The following is a 20,173-nucleotide window of genomic DNA, read 5'->3' as shown; positions in this document are numbered from 1 at the left end:
CGCCGCCAGTTCTTCCTCGCGCGCGATGAGACGTTCCTCCTCGGCGAGCAGGTCCGGATCAGGCTCGATGTCCTGCGGATAGACCCGCCCGAAACTGCGAAACGCCCCGTAGTCCACCGAGAGATGCACCTCGACCCATTTCCACGTCCCCTCAAAGGTCTTGGCCGCAGCTTGCAGCTTCTCGATAGCGAGGCGCTCAAGAAGGTCGGGGTTTTCCATATGGGCGCTGGCACGATCGTCGAAGAGATCGCGTAGCAGAACACCTCCCGCCGCCTCATAGGCCTCGATGCCGACAAAGCGTCCCAGGGCCGAGTTCGCTGAATGCGCGGTCTCGGTCAGGTGGCGTTTGATGCTTTGCGGATGGATGTGATAACCGCCTTTCACCGCGTTCCAGACCGCCAGTTGGCGATCATGGTCGTCCGTCAGCGTGAAGGCCATAACGCATTCAAGGGTCAGATCGCCTGCGCGGAACTGCTCGATGATCTCGGGCGCGACGCGGGCGAGCTTCAGGCGACGGCGGACCAGGTCGACAGAGACGCCGAACTTCAGCGCAATCTCATCTTCGCTGCGCCCTTCGGCGATCATCTTGTCGAAAGCCTCGAACTGGTCGGCTGGATGCATCGCAGCGCGCTGGAGGTTTTCGGTGGCGGAGGTGAGGACAGCATTGCGTTCGTCCTCAACAAGGCAGGGCACAGGATGATCTGCCGGGATCATACCGTCGTCGGCGAGCTGTTGGAGCGCCTTAAGGCGACGGCCACCAGCATCGACGGCAAAGCGCGTGTTTGACAGTGCATGTACCACCAGGTTCTGCTTGATGCCGGTCTCACGGATACTGGCGAGAAGTTCGGCGTCCTCGCTGGCGCTTGCCGCTACCTTGCGAACATTGAGCCGGCTCAGCTCTAGTTGGTCGAGTGGAATCATCCGGATTTCGGTGGCGCTGTCAGGCGCTGCCGGTCCGGTTGCTTCGGTCATTTTTGCGGTGGCGGGTTTCGGTCGGGTCGTGGTCTTGGCCATGGTCAGGGTCCTTGTTACGCCGGACCCGGATGAGACTCTCTCTTTCCTTTCAAGCCCGGCACCCGGGCTTCCCTTCCTCTGGCTTTTCTATTGTAAACCTGTATCGATACGGGTGAATCTACTCAGGTTGAGTGGCTATCCTTCGGCGGCGAGACAGTTAGGCGTTTAACTGGAAGAAGCTCCACCGGCTTTGCCGGAAGGAATGCTTAACAGTCTCTCTAATCAGATCGATCGTAAGCGGTCCTGGGGGACCAGCGCCCCCTCTCCGCAAGTTTGCTTGGCCAATTGCCTGCCGGGCGAGGGGACCCTAGACTTGGCGTCTGACAAGTGCCTCGATGGACCCGCTCTGTGCGAGTATCACCAACAGTCATCAAAGGACCGAAACCTGAACAGAGCGCACTGAAACGTGCGGAGCCATGTTCAGTAGTGTTTTGTAGGATTGCTGACAAATCTTGGCGCCGACAAACCTGCAAGGTCCCCTCTCGTCGCCGCAGCACTTCGCCCCGGCGGGTTCAGAGAGGACAATGTCGAACTTCACAATCCGGACCGACAACGAAAACTCGGTCTTTGCCAATATGCGCGGTCACCATGTTGCCCTTCGGGTCGCCGACTTTGCGATCGCTAAGGACTTCTACGTCGGCAAGCTGAATTTCCGCATGGTCCACGAATGGCCTTATGCAGCCGAAGAGATGGCCTACCTTGCGCCACCTAACGGCAACACTTTCATGGTCGAACTGATTGCAGCTGGCGATTCCCTGCCGGAGCCCGCCCCGGTCTATACCGATCTGGGCGACACCCTGCGACATGCGGGGCTGCACCATTTCTGCATGACCGTGACGGACAACCAGGTCACCATCGCGGCCGGGGCCGGAGAAGGTCCATGCGATCTGCTGTCCGTGGTGGACGAGATGCTGTCTGCGAATGGCGGCGCGGCAGAGTGACATTTCCTCATGCTTGCAGCGTGTCAATGTCGTTTGTGATCGCCGCCGCCCGTCGGTTTCATGTCCCGGCAATCTAGGGAGGACAGCATGACCGCGACCGGTTTCATCGGGCTTGGTGCCATGGGCGCCCACATGGTCCGTCACATGTGCGAGGCGGGCCTGGATGTTTTTGTCTATGATCAATCCGCCGATGCCATGCTGGCGGCGGCAGGGCATGGAGCCAAGACTTGCACGAGCGTTCGGGACGTCGCCGATCGGGCCGAGATTGTTTTGGTGTGTCTTCCGACGCCCGATGTCGTCAAGGCAGTTGCAGTCGGTCCAGACGGAATTTCGGGCGGCAGGGTCGTGCGCATCTATGTCGATCATTCCACGACGGGTCCGAGCGTGGCCCGCGAGGTCGGAGTGGTCCTGGCCCAGTCGGGGATCGAGGCGCTGGACGGTCCGCTAGCCGGCGGAGTCGCGCGGGCGAAGTCCGGCACGCTTTCGGTGATGGGAGCCGGCAACCGCGTCGCGTTCGATGAGGTCGAGCCGGTGTTCCGAACCTTCGGCGCAAAGGTCGAGCATGTCGGCGATCAGGTCGGGCAGGGGCAGGTCCTGAAACTTGTGAACAACATGATCGTCGGCACGAACCTCATCGCGGCGAGCGAGGCGATGGTGTTCGGTATTCGCTCGGGCATCCCTGCGGACCGCATCCTCGACATGCTGAACGCCAGCACTGGACGCAGTTTCGTGACCGAAGACCTGCTGCCCCGTATTCTCGAACGTCGTTTCGACTTTGGGTTCCGGATGGAACTGATGCTGAAGGATCTGCGGCTTTACGTTCAGGAATCCGCTGCTTCGGGGGCGTCTTCGATCGTCAACGCCGCGGCCAGCAAGTTCTACGAAAGCGCGGTCGCGTCGGGTCTGGGTCAGGGCGACATGATTGAAGTCGTACGCCAGATGGAAGACGCGGCGGGTGTGCGGATCGCCAGAACCGGGGAGGCGTGACGCCATGGCGCCGACACCGCGCCCCCTCGAGGGCAAGACCGTCATTGATTTCACCCAGATCGGGGCAGGGCCGACCTGCACGATGATCCTTGCGGACCTGGGGGCCCGCGTCATAAAGATCGAGCCGCCCGAAGGCGACATCGGCCGAACCCTAGGTCCCGGATGGATCGACGGTGTTGCCGCGCTCTTCCACGGTTTCAATCGAAACAAGCAGGGACTGACGCTCGATTTGAAGTCGGAAGCAGGACCGGGTATTGCCCTGCGTCTGATCGCACGTGCAGACATCGTGGTTGAAAGCATGAGGCCGGGCGTCATGGACCGGTTGGGTCTGAGCGAAGCTGCCTGCAAGGCGGTGCGGCCGGATCTGGTGTACTGCTCAATCTCGGCCTACGGGCAGACCGGGCCCTATTCTCGACGCGCCGGCGTCGACGGCATCATGCAGGCAGATTCGGGTCTGATGAGCCTCATCGGGTTCCCGGATACCGGTCCGGCAAAAGTGCAGACACCGATCGTCGACGTTTTCACTGGCTATGTCGCCGCCTGCGGTGTGCTCGCCAGCCTGATGATCCGTCAGGGCGATGCGCGGCCACAGCTGGACATCTCACTCTTCCAGTCCGCCATCGCTTTGCAACAGGCTTCGCTGACCAGCTACCTCGCGGATGGTGACGAGCCGCGCAAGCAGGGCTCGGCCGCGCCCGGTCTCGCGACCTCGCGCGAGCGGGTCACGAACCGGCAGGATATGGTCGCCGCCCTTGCCCAACCGTTTTCCAGGAGAACCAGTGCCGAATGGTTCGCGGTCTTGTCCGAGGCAGATATCTTATGTGCGCCGGTTGCGACCTATGCCGACCTTGTCCGGCACCCGCAGGTCGTGCACGGCAACCTGTTCGGAACGGCCGAACGCCCGGCCGGAGAGCCGGTGGCGATGCCTGCCCCCGCAATCAGGTTCAACGGCACTGAAAGGTCTGCGATGACGGCCGCGCCCACGATCAACAGTGACCCCCGGTCCGTTCTTGCGGGGCTCGGTTTCAGCGACGACGAGATCGCAATAGCGATCGCATCGAACAGCCTGGGTCCAGCCCGGTAGCCCCACGGGGAATAATCCGTGCAGTAGAAGGATGACAACATGACCAAAATTCTGAGCCACATCGGAGGCAAGGCCGTGCCACCTACAACCGGCCAGTACATCGACAAGCTGGACCCGCGGACGTCACGAAAAATGGCAGAGGTCGCCGCCGGATCGGCGGCAGACGTCAATATCGCCGTCGAGGCGGCCCAGGCCGCCCATGAGGCCTGGCGGGACATGCGCCCAGACCGACGCGGGCGCATCCTCACCGACATTGCGCGGGCCGTGCGCGGTGCGGCCGAACGCCTTGGTCCTCTTGAGCGGGCGGACACCGGCAAACCGGGGCGCGAGATGCTCGGGCTAATGGACCTGACCTCGCAGTATTTTGAGTTCTATGGCGGCATCGCCAACGTGGACAACGGTCAGATCATCGACATGGGCCCGGAGTATCACGTCTACACCCGACGGGACCCCTTCGGTGTCGTGGGCGTGATCCTTCCATGGAACGCGCCCTTGCATCAGGCCGCGCGCGCCATTGCTCCGGCGCTGGCGACCGGGAATTGCGTCGTGGCCAAGCCATCCGAATTCACCTCCTCGTCTCTGGTCGAATTCGCCAGACTTGCCGAGGAATGCGGCCTTCCCGCGGGCGTACTGAACATCGTTCTTGGTACCGGACCCGAAGTCGGCGCCGCAATCGGGCTGCATTCCGGCATCTCGAAGATCTCATTCACCGGCAGCGTCCGGGCCGGGCAGGAACTGGGTCGCATCGCGGCAGACCGGTTGCTTCCGCTGACGCTGGAGCTTGGCGGCAAGTCGGCAAACATCGTCTTCGGCGACGCCGATCTCGACGCCGCGGCAAAGGGTGCAGCGTTTGGGTTCACCTGGAACAGCGGGCAGTGGTGCGCGGCGGGGACGCGCATACTGGTTGCGAGGGAACTGCATGACGCCTTCGTTGCGAAGCTGGTCGAGGCGGTGGCTGCCCTTGATATCGGGGCCCATGACGGCGCGACCTCGGGGCCTATCACGACCGAGGCCCAGTATCGCAAGATACTGGAATATTTTGACATTGCCAGGCAGAATGGCGCGATGGCTGTGATCGGAGGACGGGCTTCCGAGGGCGAAGGCTGGTTCGTGCCTGCCACGGTCTATATCGGCGTCACCAATGAGATGCGGATTGCCCGCGAGGAAATCTTCGGGCCGGTCGCAGTCGTCATCCCTTTCGATGGTGAAGCCGACGCAATCCGGATCGCCAACAGTTCGGACTACGGTCTGGCGGCAGGGATTTGGTCGCAGGACATCGGCCGTGTGCACCGGGTCGCCGGGCGCCTGAATGCCGGGCGCATTCTGGTTAACGAATACAGCGGTGGTTTCGTGCAGACGCCCTGCGGCGGGTACAAGTCGAGCGGCTACGGTCGGGAACAGGGGATCGAGGCACTGGCTCACTACACGCAGCTGAAGTCCGTGATTGTCCGTTTGTGACCGTCGAATCTGACCGGAAATTGGACAGATTGATATCCTGATCGATTGCCGTACTGTTACATACCGAGGTCTTGACCGGGCGGCAACCGATGCAGAATCTTCCTCCACTTAACCCTCTCCGCGCCTTCGAGGCCGCCGCCCGCCACAGCTCCATGCGGAATGCGGCGGAAGAGATGAACGTAACCCCCGGCGCCGTCAGCCGACAGGTCAAGGCGCTCGAGGACAGCTTGGGCGTGGTCCTCTTTCGCCGGACGGCCAGCGAGATATTCCTGACTGCCGAGGGCGAGCAGTATTTCGAAAGCATCTCTCCTCACCTCTGGGCCCTTGCCGATGCGACGAAGCAGCTTGCCGGAGGAAAGGGTCAGGAGGTCGTGCACATTCGCGCCTATACGACCTTTGGTGGCAAATGGCTGATCCCCAGGCTGTCCAGCTTCTCCGACCTCCATCCGGGGGTAGAAATTCGGCTGACGACCTCGCTGGAAGCCGTCGATTTCGATCGAGAGAGAGTTGATGCCGCGATCAGGCTGGGCGACGGCGACTATCCCGGCCTCGAGGTCGAGAAGCTGATCGAGAACCAGCTGGCCCCGCTCTGCAGCCCGGAATACGCTGCACGTCATGACCTGAAGGCCAAGGAAGACCTTGCAGGCAAGAAGCTTCTGCATACGCTGGCCCGGCCCGAGGACTGGCGGGTTTGGATCGAAACTGTTGGTCTCGGACAACTGGTGGATTGGTATCACGGGCCGAAGTATGCCAGCTCCATGCTGGCTTATCAGGCGGCGCTGGATCACCAAGGTCTGATGATGGCGCAGAAATCCCTTTTCAGGGACGATCTGGAAGCGGGGCGTCTTGTCCAGCCGTTCGGTCCGACGGTGACCCGAGGCCCGTTTACCTACTACCTGATCTACCCGCGAAACCGGATGCGCAACCCTGCACTTCGTAAGTTCCAGTCCTGGCTACTGCAGCAATGCGCAGCAGAGAAAGACGACGATGAGGTCCTTCCTGCGCTGCCACGGTTCGGCCAGGTCTGAGCCTTCCAAAAACTCACGCTTGCTCTGCCTATATGTGCTTTGCCGGATACCTCCCGGAGCTGCGATAGTCGTGCGAAGGGAGGGACTTGGCATGTAGTCCGGCAACAAGGCCGGGCACGAGCCTGCGCATCCTCCCTATAACCATGGGAGGGTTTTCAGTGCAATTCAAACGTCACTTCATTCTTGCTGCCTGTGTGGCGGCATTCGCGGCGCCACTTCATGCGCAGACGGAAATCACCGTCGGCGTGCTGACCGACATGAGCGGCCTCTACTCTGATTTCAGCGGCAAGGGTTCGGTTGCGGCCGCCCAGCTGGCGATTGACGACTTCGTCGCGTCACATCCGGACGTCAAGGTCGACCTGGTGAGTGCCGATCACCAGAACAAGCCGGACATCGCTGCCGCGACAGCGCGCGAGTGGTACGACCAGCGTGGCGTGGACGTCATCGTCGATGTCACCTCTTCTGCTGCCGCGCTGGCGGTCAGCGCAATCACGGCCGAGAAAAACAAGGTCTTCATGGCCTCGAACGCAGCGACCAATAGCCTTACCGGCGACAAATGCACGCCCAACACCGTGCACTGGACCTATGACGCCTGGGGCCTGTCCCATGGCACGGTCGGAGCGACCCTGCGGGAAGGCGGCGACAGCTGGTTTTTAATCGTCGCCGACTATGCCTATGGCCACAATATTCGCGAAATCGCTCACAAGCTGATCGCCGACAATGGCGGCGAGGTGAAGGGTGAAGTGCTGCACCCTCTGAATTCGAGCGACTTCTCGTCTTTCGTCCTTCAGGCACAGTCTTCCGGTGCCAAGGTCGTCGGGCTTCTGAATGGCGGAGGCGACACGATCAACTCCATCAAGCAGGCGGGAGAGTTTGGTCTGGTGCAGGGAGGTCAGCAACTGGCCGCGATGGCAATGTTCCTGACCGACGTCAAGGCGCTTGGCCTCGAGGTTGCGCAGGGGCTGACGCTCACGACCTGGTTCTACTGGGACCTAAACGACAAGACCCGCGCCTTCTCCCAGCGCTTCGCCGAGAAGATGGACGGTGCGATGCCGACCATGGGGCAGGCGGGCGATTACTCTGCGACGATTCTGTACCTCGAAAGCGCATTGGCGGCCGGGTCCGTGGATGACGGTGCGGCGGTCGTGGCAGCGATGCGCGACAAAGGCACCTACGAGGACGATCTCTTCGGCGAAACCGCAGTGCGTATCGACGGGCGGGCCACTCATCCGACCTACCTAGCGCGCGTGAAGTCGCCGGAAGAATCCAAAGGCGAGTGGGACTTCTACGAAATCGTGGCGACGATTCCGCCGGCCGAGAGCAACCGGACCCTCGAAGAGTCTAAGGCCGCCGGATGTACTCTGGTACCCTGAATCGGGACTGGCGCGGGCCGCCATTGGTCCGCGCCGCAACCACCGGAGGAGAATATGGAACATGTAATCCTGTCGACGCGCGGCCTTTCGAAGACCTTCGGGGGCTTCATGGCGGTTAACGACGTCGATCTGGACGTCCGGCGCGGCAACGTCCATGCCCTGATCGGACCGAACGGGGCGGGCAAGACAACGTGCTTCAACCTACTGACAAAATTCCTGGAACCGTCGTCGGGCCGGATCACGCTGGACGGGATCGACATAACCGGCAAGGATCCTGCCAGTGTCGCACTTCTGGGTATGGTGCGGTCCTTCCAGATCTCGGCCACCTTCGGTTCGCTGACCGCGCTCGAGAATGTCCGGGTGTCTCTGCAGCGCCGCAAGGCCAACACATTCAACTTCCTGCGCTCGGACCGGTCGCTGTTGAAATTCGACGCCGAAGCGATGGCGCTCCTCGATGCGGTCGGGTTGGCTGATCTGGCCGGACAGACGGCCTCCTCGCTGTCCTATGGTCGCCGCCGGGCGCTCGAGATCGCGGCGACCCTTGCCCAGGACCCCAAAGTGTTGCTGCTGGACGAGCCGATGTCGGGGATGGGACGCGAGGATATCGCGCTGGTCTCGGCACTGATCCGCCGGATCTCAGCCGACCGCACAGTCCTGATGGTCGAACACAATCTGCCTGTGGTCGCGGATCTCAGCGACAGGATCACGGTCCTGGCGCGGGGCGCCGTCCTGGCCGAAGGCAGCTATACTGAGGTCTCGGGCAATCCCGAGGTCGTCGAAGCCTACTTAGGGACTGCGCATGCCTAACGTCATCTCACACGACCCGCTCCTGCAGGTCCGCGACCTGAACGGGTACTACGGGGCTTCACATGTCCTGCATGGCATGACCTTCGACGTGTGCGAAGGCGAGGTCGTCACCCTTCTTGGTCGCAACGGCGCGGGCAAGACCTCGACCATGCGGGCGCTGATGGGCCTGCTGCCCGTCCGGACCGGGTCGGTCATCTTCGGCGGGCGGGAAACCATCGCGATGTCGCCCGAGGCCATATCGAAAGCCGGTCTCGCCATCTGTCCAGAAGAACGAGGCATCTATGCTTCCCTCTCGGTCGAGGAGAACCTGCTGCTGCCCCCAGTGCATCGACCGGGCGGCCTGAGCACGCAGGAGATCCACGGAATTTTTCCGCGCCTGGCGGAACGGGCGGGAAGCAGGGGCACTCAGCTTTCGGGCGGCGAGCAGCAGATGCTTGCCATCGCCCGTATCCTGCGCACCGGATCGAAATTCCTGCTTCTGGACGAACCGACCGAGGGGCTGGCACCCGTCATCGTGCAGCATATCGGCAGGGTTCTGAAGGACCTGCGCAGCCGTGGCTTCACCATTCTTCTGGTTGAGCAGAATTTTCACTTTGCATCCGAACTCGCCGACCGCCACTACCTCGTCGAGGATGGCAGGGTCGTCGACATGATCCCGAACGAGGACATCGGATCTCGTGATGCCCAGCTCAGAGCTTTTCTGGGTGTCTGAGGGAGAGAAATAAAGATGTTCCTGGAACTATTCGGCTATCCGCCGCAGGCCGTGTTCGGTCAGTTGCTGCTCGGCCTGATCAATGGCGCCTTCTATGCGCTTCTCAGCCTTGGGTTGGCGCTGATATTCGGTCTCCTCAATCTTGTGAATTTCGCGCATGGCGCGCTCTACATGCTGGGTGCCGTCGGTGCCTGGATTGCCGTCACGCAGCTTGGTCTGTCGTTCTGGGCGGCGATCTTTCTGGTGCCTCTGGCGGTCGGATGCCTCGGGGTCGCGCTTGAACGTGGCCTGCTGCGCCGAATCGCCGGGCTCGATCCCCTCTACGGCCTTCTGCTGACCTTCGGACTGGCCCTACTGATCGAAGGGCTGACGCGCCTCAAGTTCGGATCGTCCGGGCTTGCCTTCTCCTCCCCCATCAATGGCGGCCACAACCTGGGCTTCATGTTCCTGCCCTATTATCGCGGGTTCGTCGTCCTGGTCTCGATCGTGGTTTGTCTTGTCACCTGGATCGCGATCGAACGAACGCGGCTTGGCGCCCTACTGCGCGCCGCCACGGAAAACCCGCAACTTCTAAGAGCCTTCGGCGTACCGGTCGAAGTGCTGATCACCGCGACATTTGGGCTGGGTGTCGCCCTTGCGGCGCTGGCCGGTGTCCTTGCCGCGCCCATCTACCAGATCAGCCCATCCATGGGGTCGCACCTCATCATCACCGTCTTCGCGGTGGTCGTGATCGGCGGCATGGGCTCCATCGGCGGGGCAATCATTTCGGGGTTCGGCCTCGGTCTACTCGAAGGGTTGACGCGGCTCTACTGGCCGGCGGCGTCCGCCACGGTGATCTTCTTCGTGATGGCCGTTGTCCTGCTGATCCGCCCGGCTGGGCTGTTCGGCAGCGTGCGATAGGAGGACCTCATGACGCGCTTTTCCTTATTGAGCCTGGTCGCTGCGATCGCTCTGCTCCTCGCGGCACCTTTGGTGGTCTATCCGGTCCTGTTGATGAAGGTCCTGTGCTTCGCTCTATTCGCGATGTCGTTCAACCTGCTGCTTGGCTACGTTGGCGTGCTGTCCTTCGGTCACGCGATGTTCTTTGGCGGCGGGGCCTATGTCGCCGGATACCTTATTAGGGATGTCGGCTTGCCGCCCGAACTGGCCTGGCTGGGCGCTTTGGCCGCTGGTGCGGCAGGAGGGTACGTGGTCGGCGCCGTCGCTTTGAAGCGGTCGGGCATCTACTTCGCGATGGTCACGCTGGCCGTGGCGCAGATGGCCTTCTTCTTCTTCAACAGCGCGAAGTTCACTGGCGGCGAGGACGGGCTTCAGAATATCCCCCGCCGGCCTCTCCTCGGTTTCATCGACGGTCGTGACGATCTGGTCCTCTACTACGTCGTGGCCACGATCTTTGCCCTGTCTCTGCTTCTGGTGTGGCGTGTCGTGCATTCGCCGTTTGGCCGGTCCATCGTCGCCATCCGGGACAATGAGCCCCGCGCGATCTCCCTCGGCTACCGCGTCCAGCGATACAAGATCCTAGCCTTCGTGATCTCGGCGTCACTTGCCGCGCTGGCGGGGGCGATCAAGGCCTATGTGTTCCAGCTGGCATCGCTGACCGATGTCTCCTGGCACATGTCCGGCGAGGTCATCCTTATGACCCTGATCGGTGGCATGTCGAACTTCATTGGCCCTGTGGTCGGCGGGGCCTTCGTGGTCCTGATGAATCACTTCCTTGCGCCTTGGGGCGAATGGGTGGTGGTACTACAGGGCCTGATCTTCGTGCTGGCCGTGATGATGTTCCGCGCCGGCATCGTCGGAACCTTGACGGCACTACCCGAGGTTCTGCGCCAGCGCGCGGCGTGGCGACAGAAAAGTAAGGGCCGTCGGCGGCACTGATCGACCTCCGGACTGTGCCGCCGACAATCGTTGAGGCAGGTGCCCCGCAAACTTGTCCAGATCGTACATCGGCAGGACTTGGCGAGAGGATACAAGGATACTCGATCTTTACCACGACTGGAGATCGTTCTGCGCAATAAAGGTTAGGCTGCGTCTAGCCGAAAAGGGTCTCGACTGGACCAGTCACTAGGCTCTGATGGTGTAACCGGCCCCCGGCGGCATCGATGTGCCGAAGTGGGATCGAAAAGCTGGATGTCGCGACAGTTTCGTCCATCAGCGCGGCCACGGACGTTTCGCGCCAGACGGTCTACAGCATTCTCGAGGTGCTGATCGAAGAGCGTCTGATCGATTGACAGCCCGGGACCAACCGGTACGCGCCGACCACACAACTCAGGCGCATCGGCGCGGGCTATTCCGCGCGCGACCGGTTGGTCAACATCGCAAACCCAATGTTGAAACGGCATCAGCGAAGGATCGTCTGGCCCACTGATTTGAGCACCAGCATGGTGATCCGCTAACTCCACAAGTCCGATCTCGCCGCTCGTGATTGACTAAAACACCATCGGCCTGTCCCTAGTCCTGGATACGGCCATGGGGCTCGCCACACTTGCCCATCTGACCCCCGGGGCATAGGCCGAGCGTCTGGATGCGATCAGCCAGTCCGGAGCACGTTACTCGCCTTTCCAGAGCAACCGTGCGGGGCTTGCGCGTCTTCTGGAGAACACGAAAGAGCGAGGAAATGCGCGGTCGGGGAACTTCTGGCCATCGACCCACAGCGTCGCGATGCCGGTGATCAGAGTAGTCGCATTCACCTACTTTGCAACGGGCCCGACGGAAAAGACATCAAGTCGCGATTCCTGCCCCTTCTGGCATAAACCCGGAAAGAGATTCAGGCCGAAATGGCAAGATCCGAACCCTCGCAGACCCTGCGCCGAGAGCATGAGGATAAGTCAACCCGGCGCTCCGCAACTGTCGTTTGCGACCGCGACGGAGACTGACCGATAGTCCGCCGCAGGTGAGGAGCATCTGGCCACCGCGCGCCGCAAGGGTACGGTGCATGTCGCGAAGCTGACTCCTCCCATCAGGCAACTGGAGGCGCAGCAATGGAAAACATCTTCAAACAGGGCATGAAGGGGGGCGCTATCACCCTCCTGGCCTCTCGGAGCCGAGCGGGCGGCAAGGGTATGTTTCCCCGGATCCCGACGCAGTCTCCGGTATCTGGTCTCTACGAGGATATCGAGCTGTGCGGCCCTGCCTCGCTCTACAGCTACACCGTCATCCATCCCAATCCGAAGTCCGGCAAGTCGCCATTTGTCCTGGCGCTGGTCGACTTCGCCGGTGAAACGCGCGTTTTCGGCCGTCTAAACTGTCCGACCGACGCGGTCCAAATCGGCATGAGCGTCCAAGCTTATCCGGATCCAGACGGGGAAACTTCCGACACCGCATACCACTTCGTTCCGGTCGGGGAGGCGCGGGCATGAGCACGACAGTCCATATCGCGGGCGTCGCCATGACGCCCTTCGCGCGGCATGACGACAAGTCGATGCAAGACCTGGTCCAGTCGGCCGTCCTTGGGGCGCTGGCCGATGCCGGGCTGGATCCGGGCGATGTCCAGGCGATGTACAATGCCAACGTCTACGGCGGGATGATCCTCGGTCAGGTGCTGGCGCGGGATCTCCAGATCACCGGCCCGGCGCTGTACAATGTCGAGAACGCCTGCGCGAGCGGTGCGACGGCGGTACATCTTGCGCGTCAGGCGCTTCAACTTGGCGTCTACGACACCGTCGTGGTCTGGGGCGTCGAAGCGCTGACACAGCTGGGCGGCGGCACGATCCCGCTGCAAAAGAATGACTACAAGACCCAGCTTTATGCGGGCCAGGGCATGACGCTTCCTTCGGTCTACGCGATGCGCGGCATGCGATACCTGCATGAGCGTGACGAAAGCCCCGAGATCCTTGCACGGGTCGCCGTCAAGAACCGCGCCGCCGGGGCGCGCAACCCATATGCACAGCAGCGCAAGGAAGTCACGCTGGAGGAGGTCCTGACCTCGCGCCCCGTGGCAGAGCCTCTGACCCTGCTGCAATGCTGCCCGTCGATGGTAGATGGCGCGGCCGCTGTGGTGCTTACGACGAGGCAGCCGAAAGGCGGTCAGAAGCCGGTTCGCATTCTGGCCTCCGCTGTCCAGTCCGGTCACCAGGAGCTGGGTTGCGAGGACATTCTCGACGCCGAGATCACCGCGCGCACAGCCCGCAAGGCCTATGAGGAAGCCGGCGTCTCCCCCTCCGACGTGAACGTGGTGGAACTGCACGACGCGTTCACCATTGCCGAGCTGCTTTACTACGAAGCCCTGCAACTGGCCGCGCCCGGCGAAGGGGCGGCCATACTGCGCCGGGGGGACACTGCACTTGGCGGCAGGGTTCCGGTTAACCCGAGCGGCGGCCTGCTGGCGAAGGGGCACCCGCTCGGGGCCACTGGCGTCGCGCAGATGGTCGAAATAACTTGGCAGCTACAGGGTCGCGCGACCGGTCGACAGGTCGATGGAGCGAAGATCGGGCTGACCCAGTGCACGGGCGGCGGCATCGCGGGCGTCGACCACGCGGCATCCTCTGTCCACCTGCTGGGGGTCTGACCTGATGCGTACAGCCATAGTGACGGGCGGCGCCCGGGGCATCGGCCTCGGGATCGCCGAGGCCCTGGCGGCATCGGGATGTGCCGTCGCGATTTTCGACCTGAACCCGGAGGCCTTAGAGGAGGCGCGCACGAAACTGGAGGTCGGTTTCCCCAATGTGCGGATCCTGCCGATGAAGGTGAATGTGGCCTCGGCTGCCGAAGTCACGGAGGCCGTCGCCGAAGTGCACCGGACACAAGGGTCCATCGACGTCCTGGTGAACAACGCGGGCATCGTCCGCGACAAGAAGATCACCAACATGGAAGAAGCCGACTGGGACGATGTCATCGACACCAACCTCAAGTCGCAGTTCCTGACCTGCCGTGCGGTCGCTCCGGTGATGATCGGGCAGGGGACTGGGCGGATCGTCAACATCTCGTCCCGCGCCTGGCTGGGCGGCTATGGGCAGTCGAACTATTCGGCGGCGAAGGGCGGGGTGGTCAGTCTGACCCGCAGTCTGGCCCTGGAATTCGCGAGCAAGGGCGTGACGGTGAATGCCATCGCCCCGGGGATCGTCGAGACCCCCATGTTCGCGGGCTTCACGACCGAGGTGCAGGAGAAACTGCGCGCCTCCGTGCCGCGCAAGCGGATCGGCCGGGCGGACGACATTGCGCGCGCGGTGCTGTTCCTGGCCGATCCATCGAACGACTATGTGACGGGCCAGCTGATCTACGTCTGCGGCGGCCGGTCGCTGTCGAGCCCGAGCGTGTGAGGGGGACGAAAGAATGGCCATTCTGACATCGCGTGAGAACGGCGTCGCGACCATCACCCTGGACCGGCCCGAGAAATTGAATGCACTGGATATTGCGCATTTGAAAGCTCTGCGCCTTGCGATAGAGACGGCGGAGGCCGAGCCGACGGTCCGTGCCACGGTGCTGGCGACCTCCTCCGCAAAGGCCTTTTCAGCCGGGGCCGACATCGGCGGTATCGCCCAGACTGCTGGCGTGGCGGAAGCCTATTCGTATACGCTCGACCAATCCGCCGAGGGTGGGCTTTACATCCGCTTGATGGACCTTTCCGGCATCCGTCGCCGCAAACCGATGATTGCCGCGGTGCAGGGCTACTGCCTTGGCGGCGGGTTCGAGATTGCGCTGCAATGCGACATGCTAGTCGCCGCCGAGAACGCCCAGTTCGGCCTGCCCGAAGCCGCGACAGGCAGCTTTCCTGGCGTCGGTGGCATCGGCGCAATCCTGCGTGCGCTGCCTCGCCACGTTGCCGCGCATATGGCCTTCACCGCCGAACGCCTGTCCGCCGCCCGCGCATATGAATTGGGGTTGGCCAGTGCGCTTTATCCGGTACAGGACTTCGACCGGAAGGTCGCCGACCTGGCAGGCCGGGTCGCCGGTCTCGGCCCGCTCGCGATCCAGATGAGCAAGATGTTGATGGATCAGTCCGACGGGCTGTCGCCAGCACAATGGATGCAGATGTCCGAACTCGCCTGGGGTCTTCTGCGCGACACGGAAGACCGTGCCGAAGGCCGCAGAGCCTTTCAGGAAAAGCGGGCACCCCTTTTCAGGGGGCGTTGAGGTCGGGAAAATCCCAAGGAGGATCGTTGCGTGCAGAATGTTTCGGAGACCATTCGGACGGTGCTGGCCGAGCGCCGCAGCACGCGCGCATTCCTAGGACGCAAGGTCCCACCTGCGCTGCTCGAGAGGATTCTGGAGGCGGCATCCCTTGCCCCGAGCGGCAACAACACCCAGCCCTGGACGCTGGATGTCGCAACGGGAGCGGCCCGCGCGCGTTTGCTCGATGCGATTGCGAAACAGCAGTCGGCGGCATCGCCGCCTGCCGAGTTGGAATACCCCTACTATCCCGAGATCTGGCCCGAACCCTTTTTGTCGCGGCGGCGCGCCCTGGGTTGGGAGCTGTATGACTTGATCGGTGTACAGCGTGGGGATCGGGAGGGTGCGCTGGCTCATCACAATCTCAACCTCCGGTTCTTCGATGCGCCAGTCTGCCTGATCGTTTCGGTCGACCGTAGGCTGGGTGCCGCCGCCTATATTGATGTTGGGTGTTTCATGCAGTCTCTGGCACTGGCGGCGGTTTCTGAGGGATTAGCGACGTGCTTGCAGGCAGCCATCGCCCCCTATCACGCAGCCGTCCGTCAGGCGCTGAACATCGACCCCGTACAGAAAATCATCTGCGGCATCGCGCTTGGCTATGCCGACGCGGGCGCACAGATCAATGCTCTGCGCTCTGAGCGTGAGGCGGTTTCCACCTTCGCTCGGTTTCATCACGACTAGCGTTGGAGCCGGGTTGGTGTGGGTCGTTTACTGCGGCTCTGCACCTCGTGCCAGACCCGGCGGCGACCAGATCGCACACTAGGTCTTTCGACGCTATGGTCTGGACGTTGCGAACCTTGGTTTTGGTATCGCGAATCTAAGGATACGAGTCATCAACGGGACTCCGAGTGAAATTCGTTCGTCTTCTCGTCGATGTCGATCAAGACTTCCTCGATCAGCAGACTGACCAGCCGCCGCCTCGCGCGGGCATCGGTGCCGGCCGCGTTCGAGACGAACGGAAGATCCGAGGCAAGCTGCATCAGAACTGCGGGATCGATCCCAGGTTTCGACTTGATCTCTGTTGCAAGGCTTCCGAGCTTCTGCTCGACTGCGGCCACCCGCTCCAACGCGACGTTCCAGCGGGCTTCCAGTGTCCGGGCGACATGTCGTTTGGCGGGATCGACATGCTGACGGCGGCGTTCGGACGAGTTCCGCCGCGTATCGAGCCTCCTCGAGTTCCCTCTCGACCGCCAGCCGGACGGTCTCCTGAGCGTTGGCAGTCTGCTGTCCCGCCAGAAGGGCGGCCTGAACCGCCTGCCCGGAGACCGCCTCGAGAAGCTGGTTTGCGACGGCAGCGTCAATGTCGCGCCCCCGGCCCCGATGCATAGACCGGCTCCGACATGTGCGTCATCGCCGCGGCACTGATACCGGTGCGACTGATCGGTGCCCGCCGTTCCGATCTCGCACGACAATTTCGATCTGCGGGTGTCGCCGCAGCCAGGCGACGACGGTCGCAGCCTCGCGATCCGGAAGCGATCGTTGACGGCGTGCCTTTCGAGGTCGCAGACCAACGTTCCATAGCGCTTTCCCTAGCGCCAGGCCCAATTGTCGATCCCGATGACGCGCAGTTCAAAAGCCATGGTCCGCGCACCCGTCGCAGCCCCGCGGAGGAAGGTATCCTTGCTCACGTCGAACCGCATCCGGCGTCCAAGTGCCTGGGTCGGACGATCGCCCGTGGCGGGACCAAGGTAGGCGACGAGGTTCTGAAAGCGACCGGTCCGGCGGCCATGACGATAAGCGAGGCAATCTGAAACTTTCTCGCTGAAAGTCGTCGTGGGACAGTGCGACGCAACACAGCGGAATCGATGCACTGACAAGCGCAGCCTTAAGGAACGACCATGAGATGGAGAATCCGCAAGGTGCCGGACATAAAGGCAGTGGCGGCGAGGTGATCTGTCCGCGTCCCGGACAGATCACCTCGGCGTTAATGATCTCTGCGTCAATCGAGAGGTTAGCGCCGTCCAAGCTGTATTCGCTGGAGCGAAGCCCTTCGGGCAATAGTCTGGTGTCGAAACGTCCTGTCATGGCGTTCATCCCCTTCAGCAGGGACTCCAAATGTAGGGGCAAAAGCGCAAAACATCACACAATGTGCGCCAGAGCCAACATTGCATGCCTGTTCACATCCACGAAACCGGCAGCAGTTCATTATGGCCTTTTTCACGCGGCGATCCGGGTCTTTCTCGAGCCGGTCGCCTGCCTTCACGAAGTCGACGGGCGCGTCAACGACAAGCTCCCCGCGCCGCGCTTTCTCGCGGCGTGCGGCAAGGGATCTCTGCCGCAGAAGATCAAGCTCTTATTCGTTCAGACCGCCCTTCAGACCCAGAAGCAGCCGGTCGTTGCCGTCGCGCGGCGAATAGATCCTTTCCTGGTCGATCAGCATAATGTCGAAAACGCGGCATATTTCTACGTGTTTCTTCCAGTCTCTGCTTTTGCGTGCGAAAGGGGACACCTCGCGTGCTGCGCCAGCGCTAACCTTGCACGGACAAACTTCTGCGATCATCCGTTCAAAGCCTTCCCGCGCGACTCCCCCGGCGGCGGGAGGCTACATCATCGCCGCCCCCATGCGGGTGAAACGCCGACCTCAGCCGTCCTGTACCTGCGATACATTTTCTCCGTCTTGCCCCAGATATATTCAGTTGCCCGTCGGGCGGGAACGGGCGTACCTAGCCGCATTGGTAAGGGAGGACTATCATGAACGACACTTCAGCACGGCCCAACGGCTGCCGCGACATGATGCGTCTGGCAGGCAAGGTAGCCCTGATCACGGGAGCAGCATCGGGCTTTGGTCGGGGCATGGCTGAGGCCTTCGTGCGCGAGGGCGCAAAGGTTATGATCGCGGATCTGAACCATGCGGGGGCCGAGGCCGTCGCGGCAGAGATCGGCAATTCCGCGGCGGTGGCTTGCGATGTGTCAAATGCCGATCAGGTCGAGGCGGCGATCGCGCGGACCGAAGAGGTGTTGGGCTGTCCCCATATCGTGATTAACAACGCGGGCTGGACCAACCGCAACGCGCCGCTGATGGAGACGGATGAGGATACTTTCCGTAAGATCTTTGACATCAACGTCCTGTCGATCTTCCACGTAACCAAGGCGATGGTGCCGCGGTGGCGCGGCCAGGGCGGCGGGATCATGATCAATGTCGGCTCTGTAGCGGGTATCAGGCCCCGACCGGGGCTGACTTGGTACAATGCTAGCAAGGGGGCGGTGAACTTAATGACCCGCTCGCTGGCGGTGGAACTGGCACCAGACAGGATCCGCGTTTGTGGTATCGCGCCCGTGGTGGGGGCCACCGGACTTCTGGAAAGCTTCCTTGGTAAGCCGGACACGCCGGATAACCGTGCCGCGTTCCTGGCGACGATCCCCCTGGGGCGCTTCTGCACCCCCGAGGATGTCGCGGGCGCGGCGCTTTATCTGGCCTCGGAAGACGCGCAGTTCATCACCGGGGTGATCCTTGAAGTCGATGGCGGGCGGACGATCTGAAGCGGCCGTCTAACTGGCCTCTCCGACCCGCATAAACGATCCCTAGGCGGTGGCGGGCCACGTCCGTCAAACTGGTGTAATTTCCCGGATGGCCTGAGGGCATGATCAGGCGACTTTCGCTGTATCGCTGAGAATGGGGTCGATCTCCTCTTTGTCGATCTGGGCGAAGGCTTCGACCATCATGTACCGGCTGGCGATCAGCCATTTGATGGCATGGACCACCTCTTCGGCAGCGTTGCGACGTAGGCTGGTCGGCGCAATCAACCAGGAGCCAGCCATGTCTGTCACTACTATCGGTCTCGATCTTGCAAAGTCGATTTTCCAGGTCCACGGCGTCGATGCCGCCGGACATCCCATCCTCAAGCGGCGCATACGGCGTCAGGGCCTGCTGGCCTTCTTCGAAGCATTGCCGCCCTGCCTTGTCGGGATGGAGGCATGCTCGAGCGCGCACCACTGGGCGCGCGAACTGGTTGAGCTGGGGCACGACGTCCGGCTGATACCGCCGCAATATGCGAAGCCCTACGTAAAGTGGAACAAGAAGGACGCGGCGGAGGCGATATGCGAAGCTGTCGGTCGGACGTCGTGCGGCAGCGGACGGCCAGCGTGAACTCGGCGCGAGAGCTTCTCAGCGAGTTTGGGATTGTCGCTGCGAAAGGCATCTGTCGTGTTGGCGTCCTCCGGCGGGACATGGAGGGTGCCAACGAAAAGGTTCTGCCGCGCGAAGCTCGGGCCGCTCTCGACGCGCTGTTTGAACACCTGGATGCACTGACGGCGAAGCTCGATGCCGCCGACCGCGAGATCCTCGCCTGGCACAGGTCAAGCGAGGCGAGCCAGCGTCTCGCCACGGCGCCAGGCGTCGGTCCGCTGACGGCGACGGCACTGATCGCCGCGGTGGGACATGCCTCGCAATTCGAGTCTGCACGCCACTTCGCGGCGTGGTGGGCCTTACACCGCGCATGTCAGCGAGTGGAAATTGAGAACGCATCGGACGGATCAGCAAGGGCGGCGATCGTTATCTGCGAACGCTGTTGATCCATGGCGCAAGGGCGATGGTCGGCACCAGTTTCCGGCGGGGTGTAACGCCGCGTCCCTGGTGTCACTGTACCCTAATTAATCAGATTCTGCGGATTGGAAGCGTTTTCGGCAGATTCTGTACCCTTAATTGCAATATATCCACAGGG

The 20,173-nt window shown here is 62.2% G+C and carries 22 protein-coding genes and 1 pseudogene; 20 read left to right on the top strand and 3 right to left on the bottom strand.

Annotation, left to right across the window (positions count from 1 at the left end; translation table 11 throughout):
• Window positions 1-1,014: ParB/RepB/Spo0J family partition protein (locus PVW51_RS23115; protein WP_274577992.1), on the bottom strand; the 1,014-nt coding region annotated here is incomplete at its 3' end.
• A 524-nt stretch (window positions 1,015-1,538) separates the two neighbouring features.
• Between PVW51_RS23115 and PVW51_RS23110 the strand changes: the two genes are divergently transcribed.
• From PVW51_RS23110 to PVW51_RS23035, 16 genes are all read left to right on the top strand, one after another.
• Window positions 1,539-1,955, top strand: coding sequence for a VOC family protein (locus tag PVW51_RS23110; RefSeq protein ID WP_274577991.1), 417 nt, complete (start codon window positions 1,539-1,541; stop codon window positions 1,953-1,955).
• An 87-nt stretch (window positions 1,956-2,042) separates the two neighbouring features.
• Entirely contained in the window at window positions 2,043-2,942 is a 900-nt protein-coding gene (locus PVW51_RS23105; RefSeq protein WP_274577990.1) for an NAD(P)-dependent oxidoreductase, read from the top strand.
• A 4-nt stretch (window positions 2,943-2,946) separates the two neighbouring features.
• Complete coding sequence (locus PVW51_RS23100) at window positions 2,947-4,026, top strand: CaiB/BaiF CoA transferase family protein (protein WP_274577989.1); 1,080 nt, start codon at window positions 2,947-2,949, stop codon at window positions 4,024-4,026.
• A 39-nt stretch (window positions 4,027-4,065) separates the two neighbouring features.
• Complete coding sequence (locus tag PVW51_RS23095; protein WP_274577988.1) at window positions 4,066-5,484, top strand: aldehyde dehydrogenase family protein; 1,419 nt, start codon at window positions 4,066-4,068, stop codon at window positions 5,482-5,484.
• 89 nt (window positions 5,485-5,573) lie between these two features.
• Window positions 5,574-6,512, top strand: a complete 939-nt coding sequence (gene gcvA / locus PVW51_RS23090) for a transcriptional regulator GcvA (protein ID WP_274577987.1) — start codon at window positions 5,574-5,576, stop codon at window positions 6,510-6,512.
• Window positions 6,513-6,670: 158 nt separating this feature from the next.
• Window positions 6,671-7,885, top strand: a complete 1,215-nt coding sequence (locus tag PVW51_RS23085) for an ABC transporter substrate-binding protein (RefSeq protein ID WP_274577986.1) — start codon at window positions 6,671-6,673, stop codon at window positions 7,883-7,885.
• A gap of 54 nt (window positions 7,886-7,939) precedes the next feature.
• On the top strand, window positions 7,940-8,692 hold the full coding sequence (locus PVW51_RS23080; RefSeq protein WP_274577983.1) for an ABC transporter ATP-binding protein: 753 nt from the start codon (window positions 7,940-7,942) through the stop codon (window positions 8,690-8,692).
• Entirely contained in the window at window positions 8,685-9,404 is a 720-nt protein-coding gene (locus PVW51_RS23075; protein ID WP_274577981.1) for an ABC transporter ATP-binding protein, read from the top strand. Before PVW51_RS23080 ends, PVW51_RS23075 begins: the two co-directional genes overlap by 8 nt.
• Window positions 9,405-9,419: 15 nt before the next feature.
• Window positions 9,420-10,304, top strand: a complete 885-nt coding sequence (locus PVW51_RS23070) for a branched-chain amino acid ABC transporter permease (RefSeq protein WP_274577979.1) — start codon at window positions 9,420-9,422, stop codon at window positions 10,302-10,304.
• A gap of 9 nt (window positions 10,305-10,313) precedes the next feature.
• On the top strand, window positions 10,314-11,282 hold the full coding sequence (locus PVW51_RS23065; RefSeq protein WP_274577978.1) for a branched-chain amino acid ABC transporter permease: 969 nt from the start codon (window positions 10,314-10,316) through the stop codon (window positions 11,280-11,282).
• Between the two features lie 224 nt (window positions 11,283-11,506).
• Window positions 11,507-11,635 (top strand): hypothetical protein, encoded by a 129-nt coding sequence (locus tag PVW51_RS23060; protein WP_274577976.1) that lies wholly within the window; start codon window positions 11,507-11,509, stop codon window positions 11,633-11,635.
• 750 nt (window positions 11,636-12,385) lie between these two features.
• On the top strand, window positions 12,386-12,763 hold the full coding sequence (locus PVW51_RS23055; protein ID WP_274577975.1) for a Zn-ribbon domain-containing OB-fold protein: 378 nt from the start codon (window positions 12,386-12,388) through the stop codon (window positions 12,761-12,763).
• Entirely contained in the window at window positions 12,760-13,911 is a 1,152-nt protein-coding gene (locus PVW51_RS23050; RefSeq protein WP_274577974.1) for a thiolase family protein, read from the top strand. The genes PVW51_RS23055 and PVW51_RS23050 overlap by 4 nt, the downstream gene beginning before the upstream one ends.
• Window positions 13,912-13,915: 4 nt before the next feature.
• Window positions 13,916-14,662: an SDR family NAD(P)-dependent oxidoreductase gene (locus tag PVW51_RS23045; RefSeq protein WP_274577973.1), complete on the top strand. Its 747-nt coding sequence runs from the start codon at window positions 13,916-13,918 to the stop codon at window positions 14,660-14,662.
• A 13-nt stretch (window positions 14,663-14,675) separates the two neighbouring features.
• Window positions 14,676-15,476 (top strand): enoyl-CoA hydratase/isomerase family protein, encoded by an 801-nt coding sequence (locus PVW51_RS23040; RefSeq protein ID WP_274577972.1) that lies wholly within the window; start codon window positions 14,676-14,678, stop codon window positions 15,474-15,476.
• 30 nt (window positions 15,477-15,506) lie between these two features.
• Window positions 15,507-16,193 (top strand): nitroreductase, encoded by a 687-nt coding sequence (locus tag PVW51_RS23035; protein ID WP_274577971.1) that lies wholly within the window; start codon window positions 15,507-15,509, stop codon window positions 16,191-16,193.
• 152 nt (window positions 16,194-16,345) lie between these two features.
• On the opposite strand, the gene PVW51_RS23030 is transcribed toward PVW51_RS23035, so the two are convergent.
• Window positions 16,346-16,579, bottom strand: coding sequence for a hypothetical protein (locus PVW51_RS23030; protein WP_274577970.1), 234 nt, complete (start codon window positions 16,577-16,579; stop codon window positions 16,346-16,348).
• Between the two features lie 776 nt (window positions 16,580-17,355).
• Here PVW51_RS23030 and PVW51_RS23025 point away from each other — a divergent pair.
• Window positions 17,356-18,207, top strand: a complete 852-nt coding sequence (locus tag PVW51_RS23025) for a hypothetical protein (protein ID WP_274577968.1) — start codon at window positions 17,356-17,358, stop codon at window positions 18,205-18,207.
• A 38-nt stretch (window positions 18,208-18,245) separates the two neighbouring features.
• Window positions 18,246-18,992: an SDR family oxidoreductase gene (locus tag PVW51_RS23020; RefSeq protein ID WP_274577993.1), complete on the top strand. Its 747-nt coding sequence runs from the start codon at window positions 18,246-18,248 to the stop codon at window positions 18,990-18,992.
• A gap of 105 nt (window positions 18,993-19,097) precedes the next feature.
• Here PVW51_RS23020 and PVW51_RS23015 read toward each other — a convergent pair whose 3' ends face one another.
• Window positions 19,098-19,271: a hypothetical protein gene (locus PVW51_RS23015; protein ID WP_274577966.1), complete on the bottom strand. Its 174-nt coding sequence runs from the start codon at window positions 19,269-19,271 to the stop codon at window positions 19,098-19,100.
• Here PVW51_RS23015 and PVW51_RS23010 point away from each other — a divergent pair.
• Both PVW51_RS23010 and PVW51_RS24340 read left to right on the top strand, forming a co-directional pair.
• On the top strand, window positions 19,270-19,599 hold the full coding sequence (locus tag PVW51_RS23010) for a hypothetical protein (protein WP_274577965.1): 330 nt from the start codon (window positions 19,270-19,272) through the stop codon (window positions 19,597-19,599). The two genes, PVW51_RS23015 and PVW51_RS23010, sit on opposite strands and share 2 nt — an antisense overlap.
• Window positions 19,600-19,832: 233 nt before the next feature.
• Window positions 19,833-20,048: pseudogene (locus tag PVW51_RS24340) on the top strand (transposase); the annotation flags it as partial.
• Window positions 20,049-20,173: the final 125 nt, after the last annotated feature.

This window comes from Sulfitobacter sp. PR48 (genome assembly GCF_028807335.1).
Classification (GTDB): Bacteria; Pseudomonadota; Alphaproteobacteria; order Rhodobacterales; family Rhodobacteraceae; genus Sulfitobacter.
The sequence above is the reverse complement of the archived record's forward strand: the minus strand, read 5'-3'. Positions and strand labels throughout refer to the sequence as shown.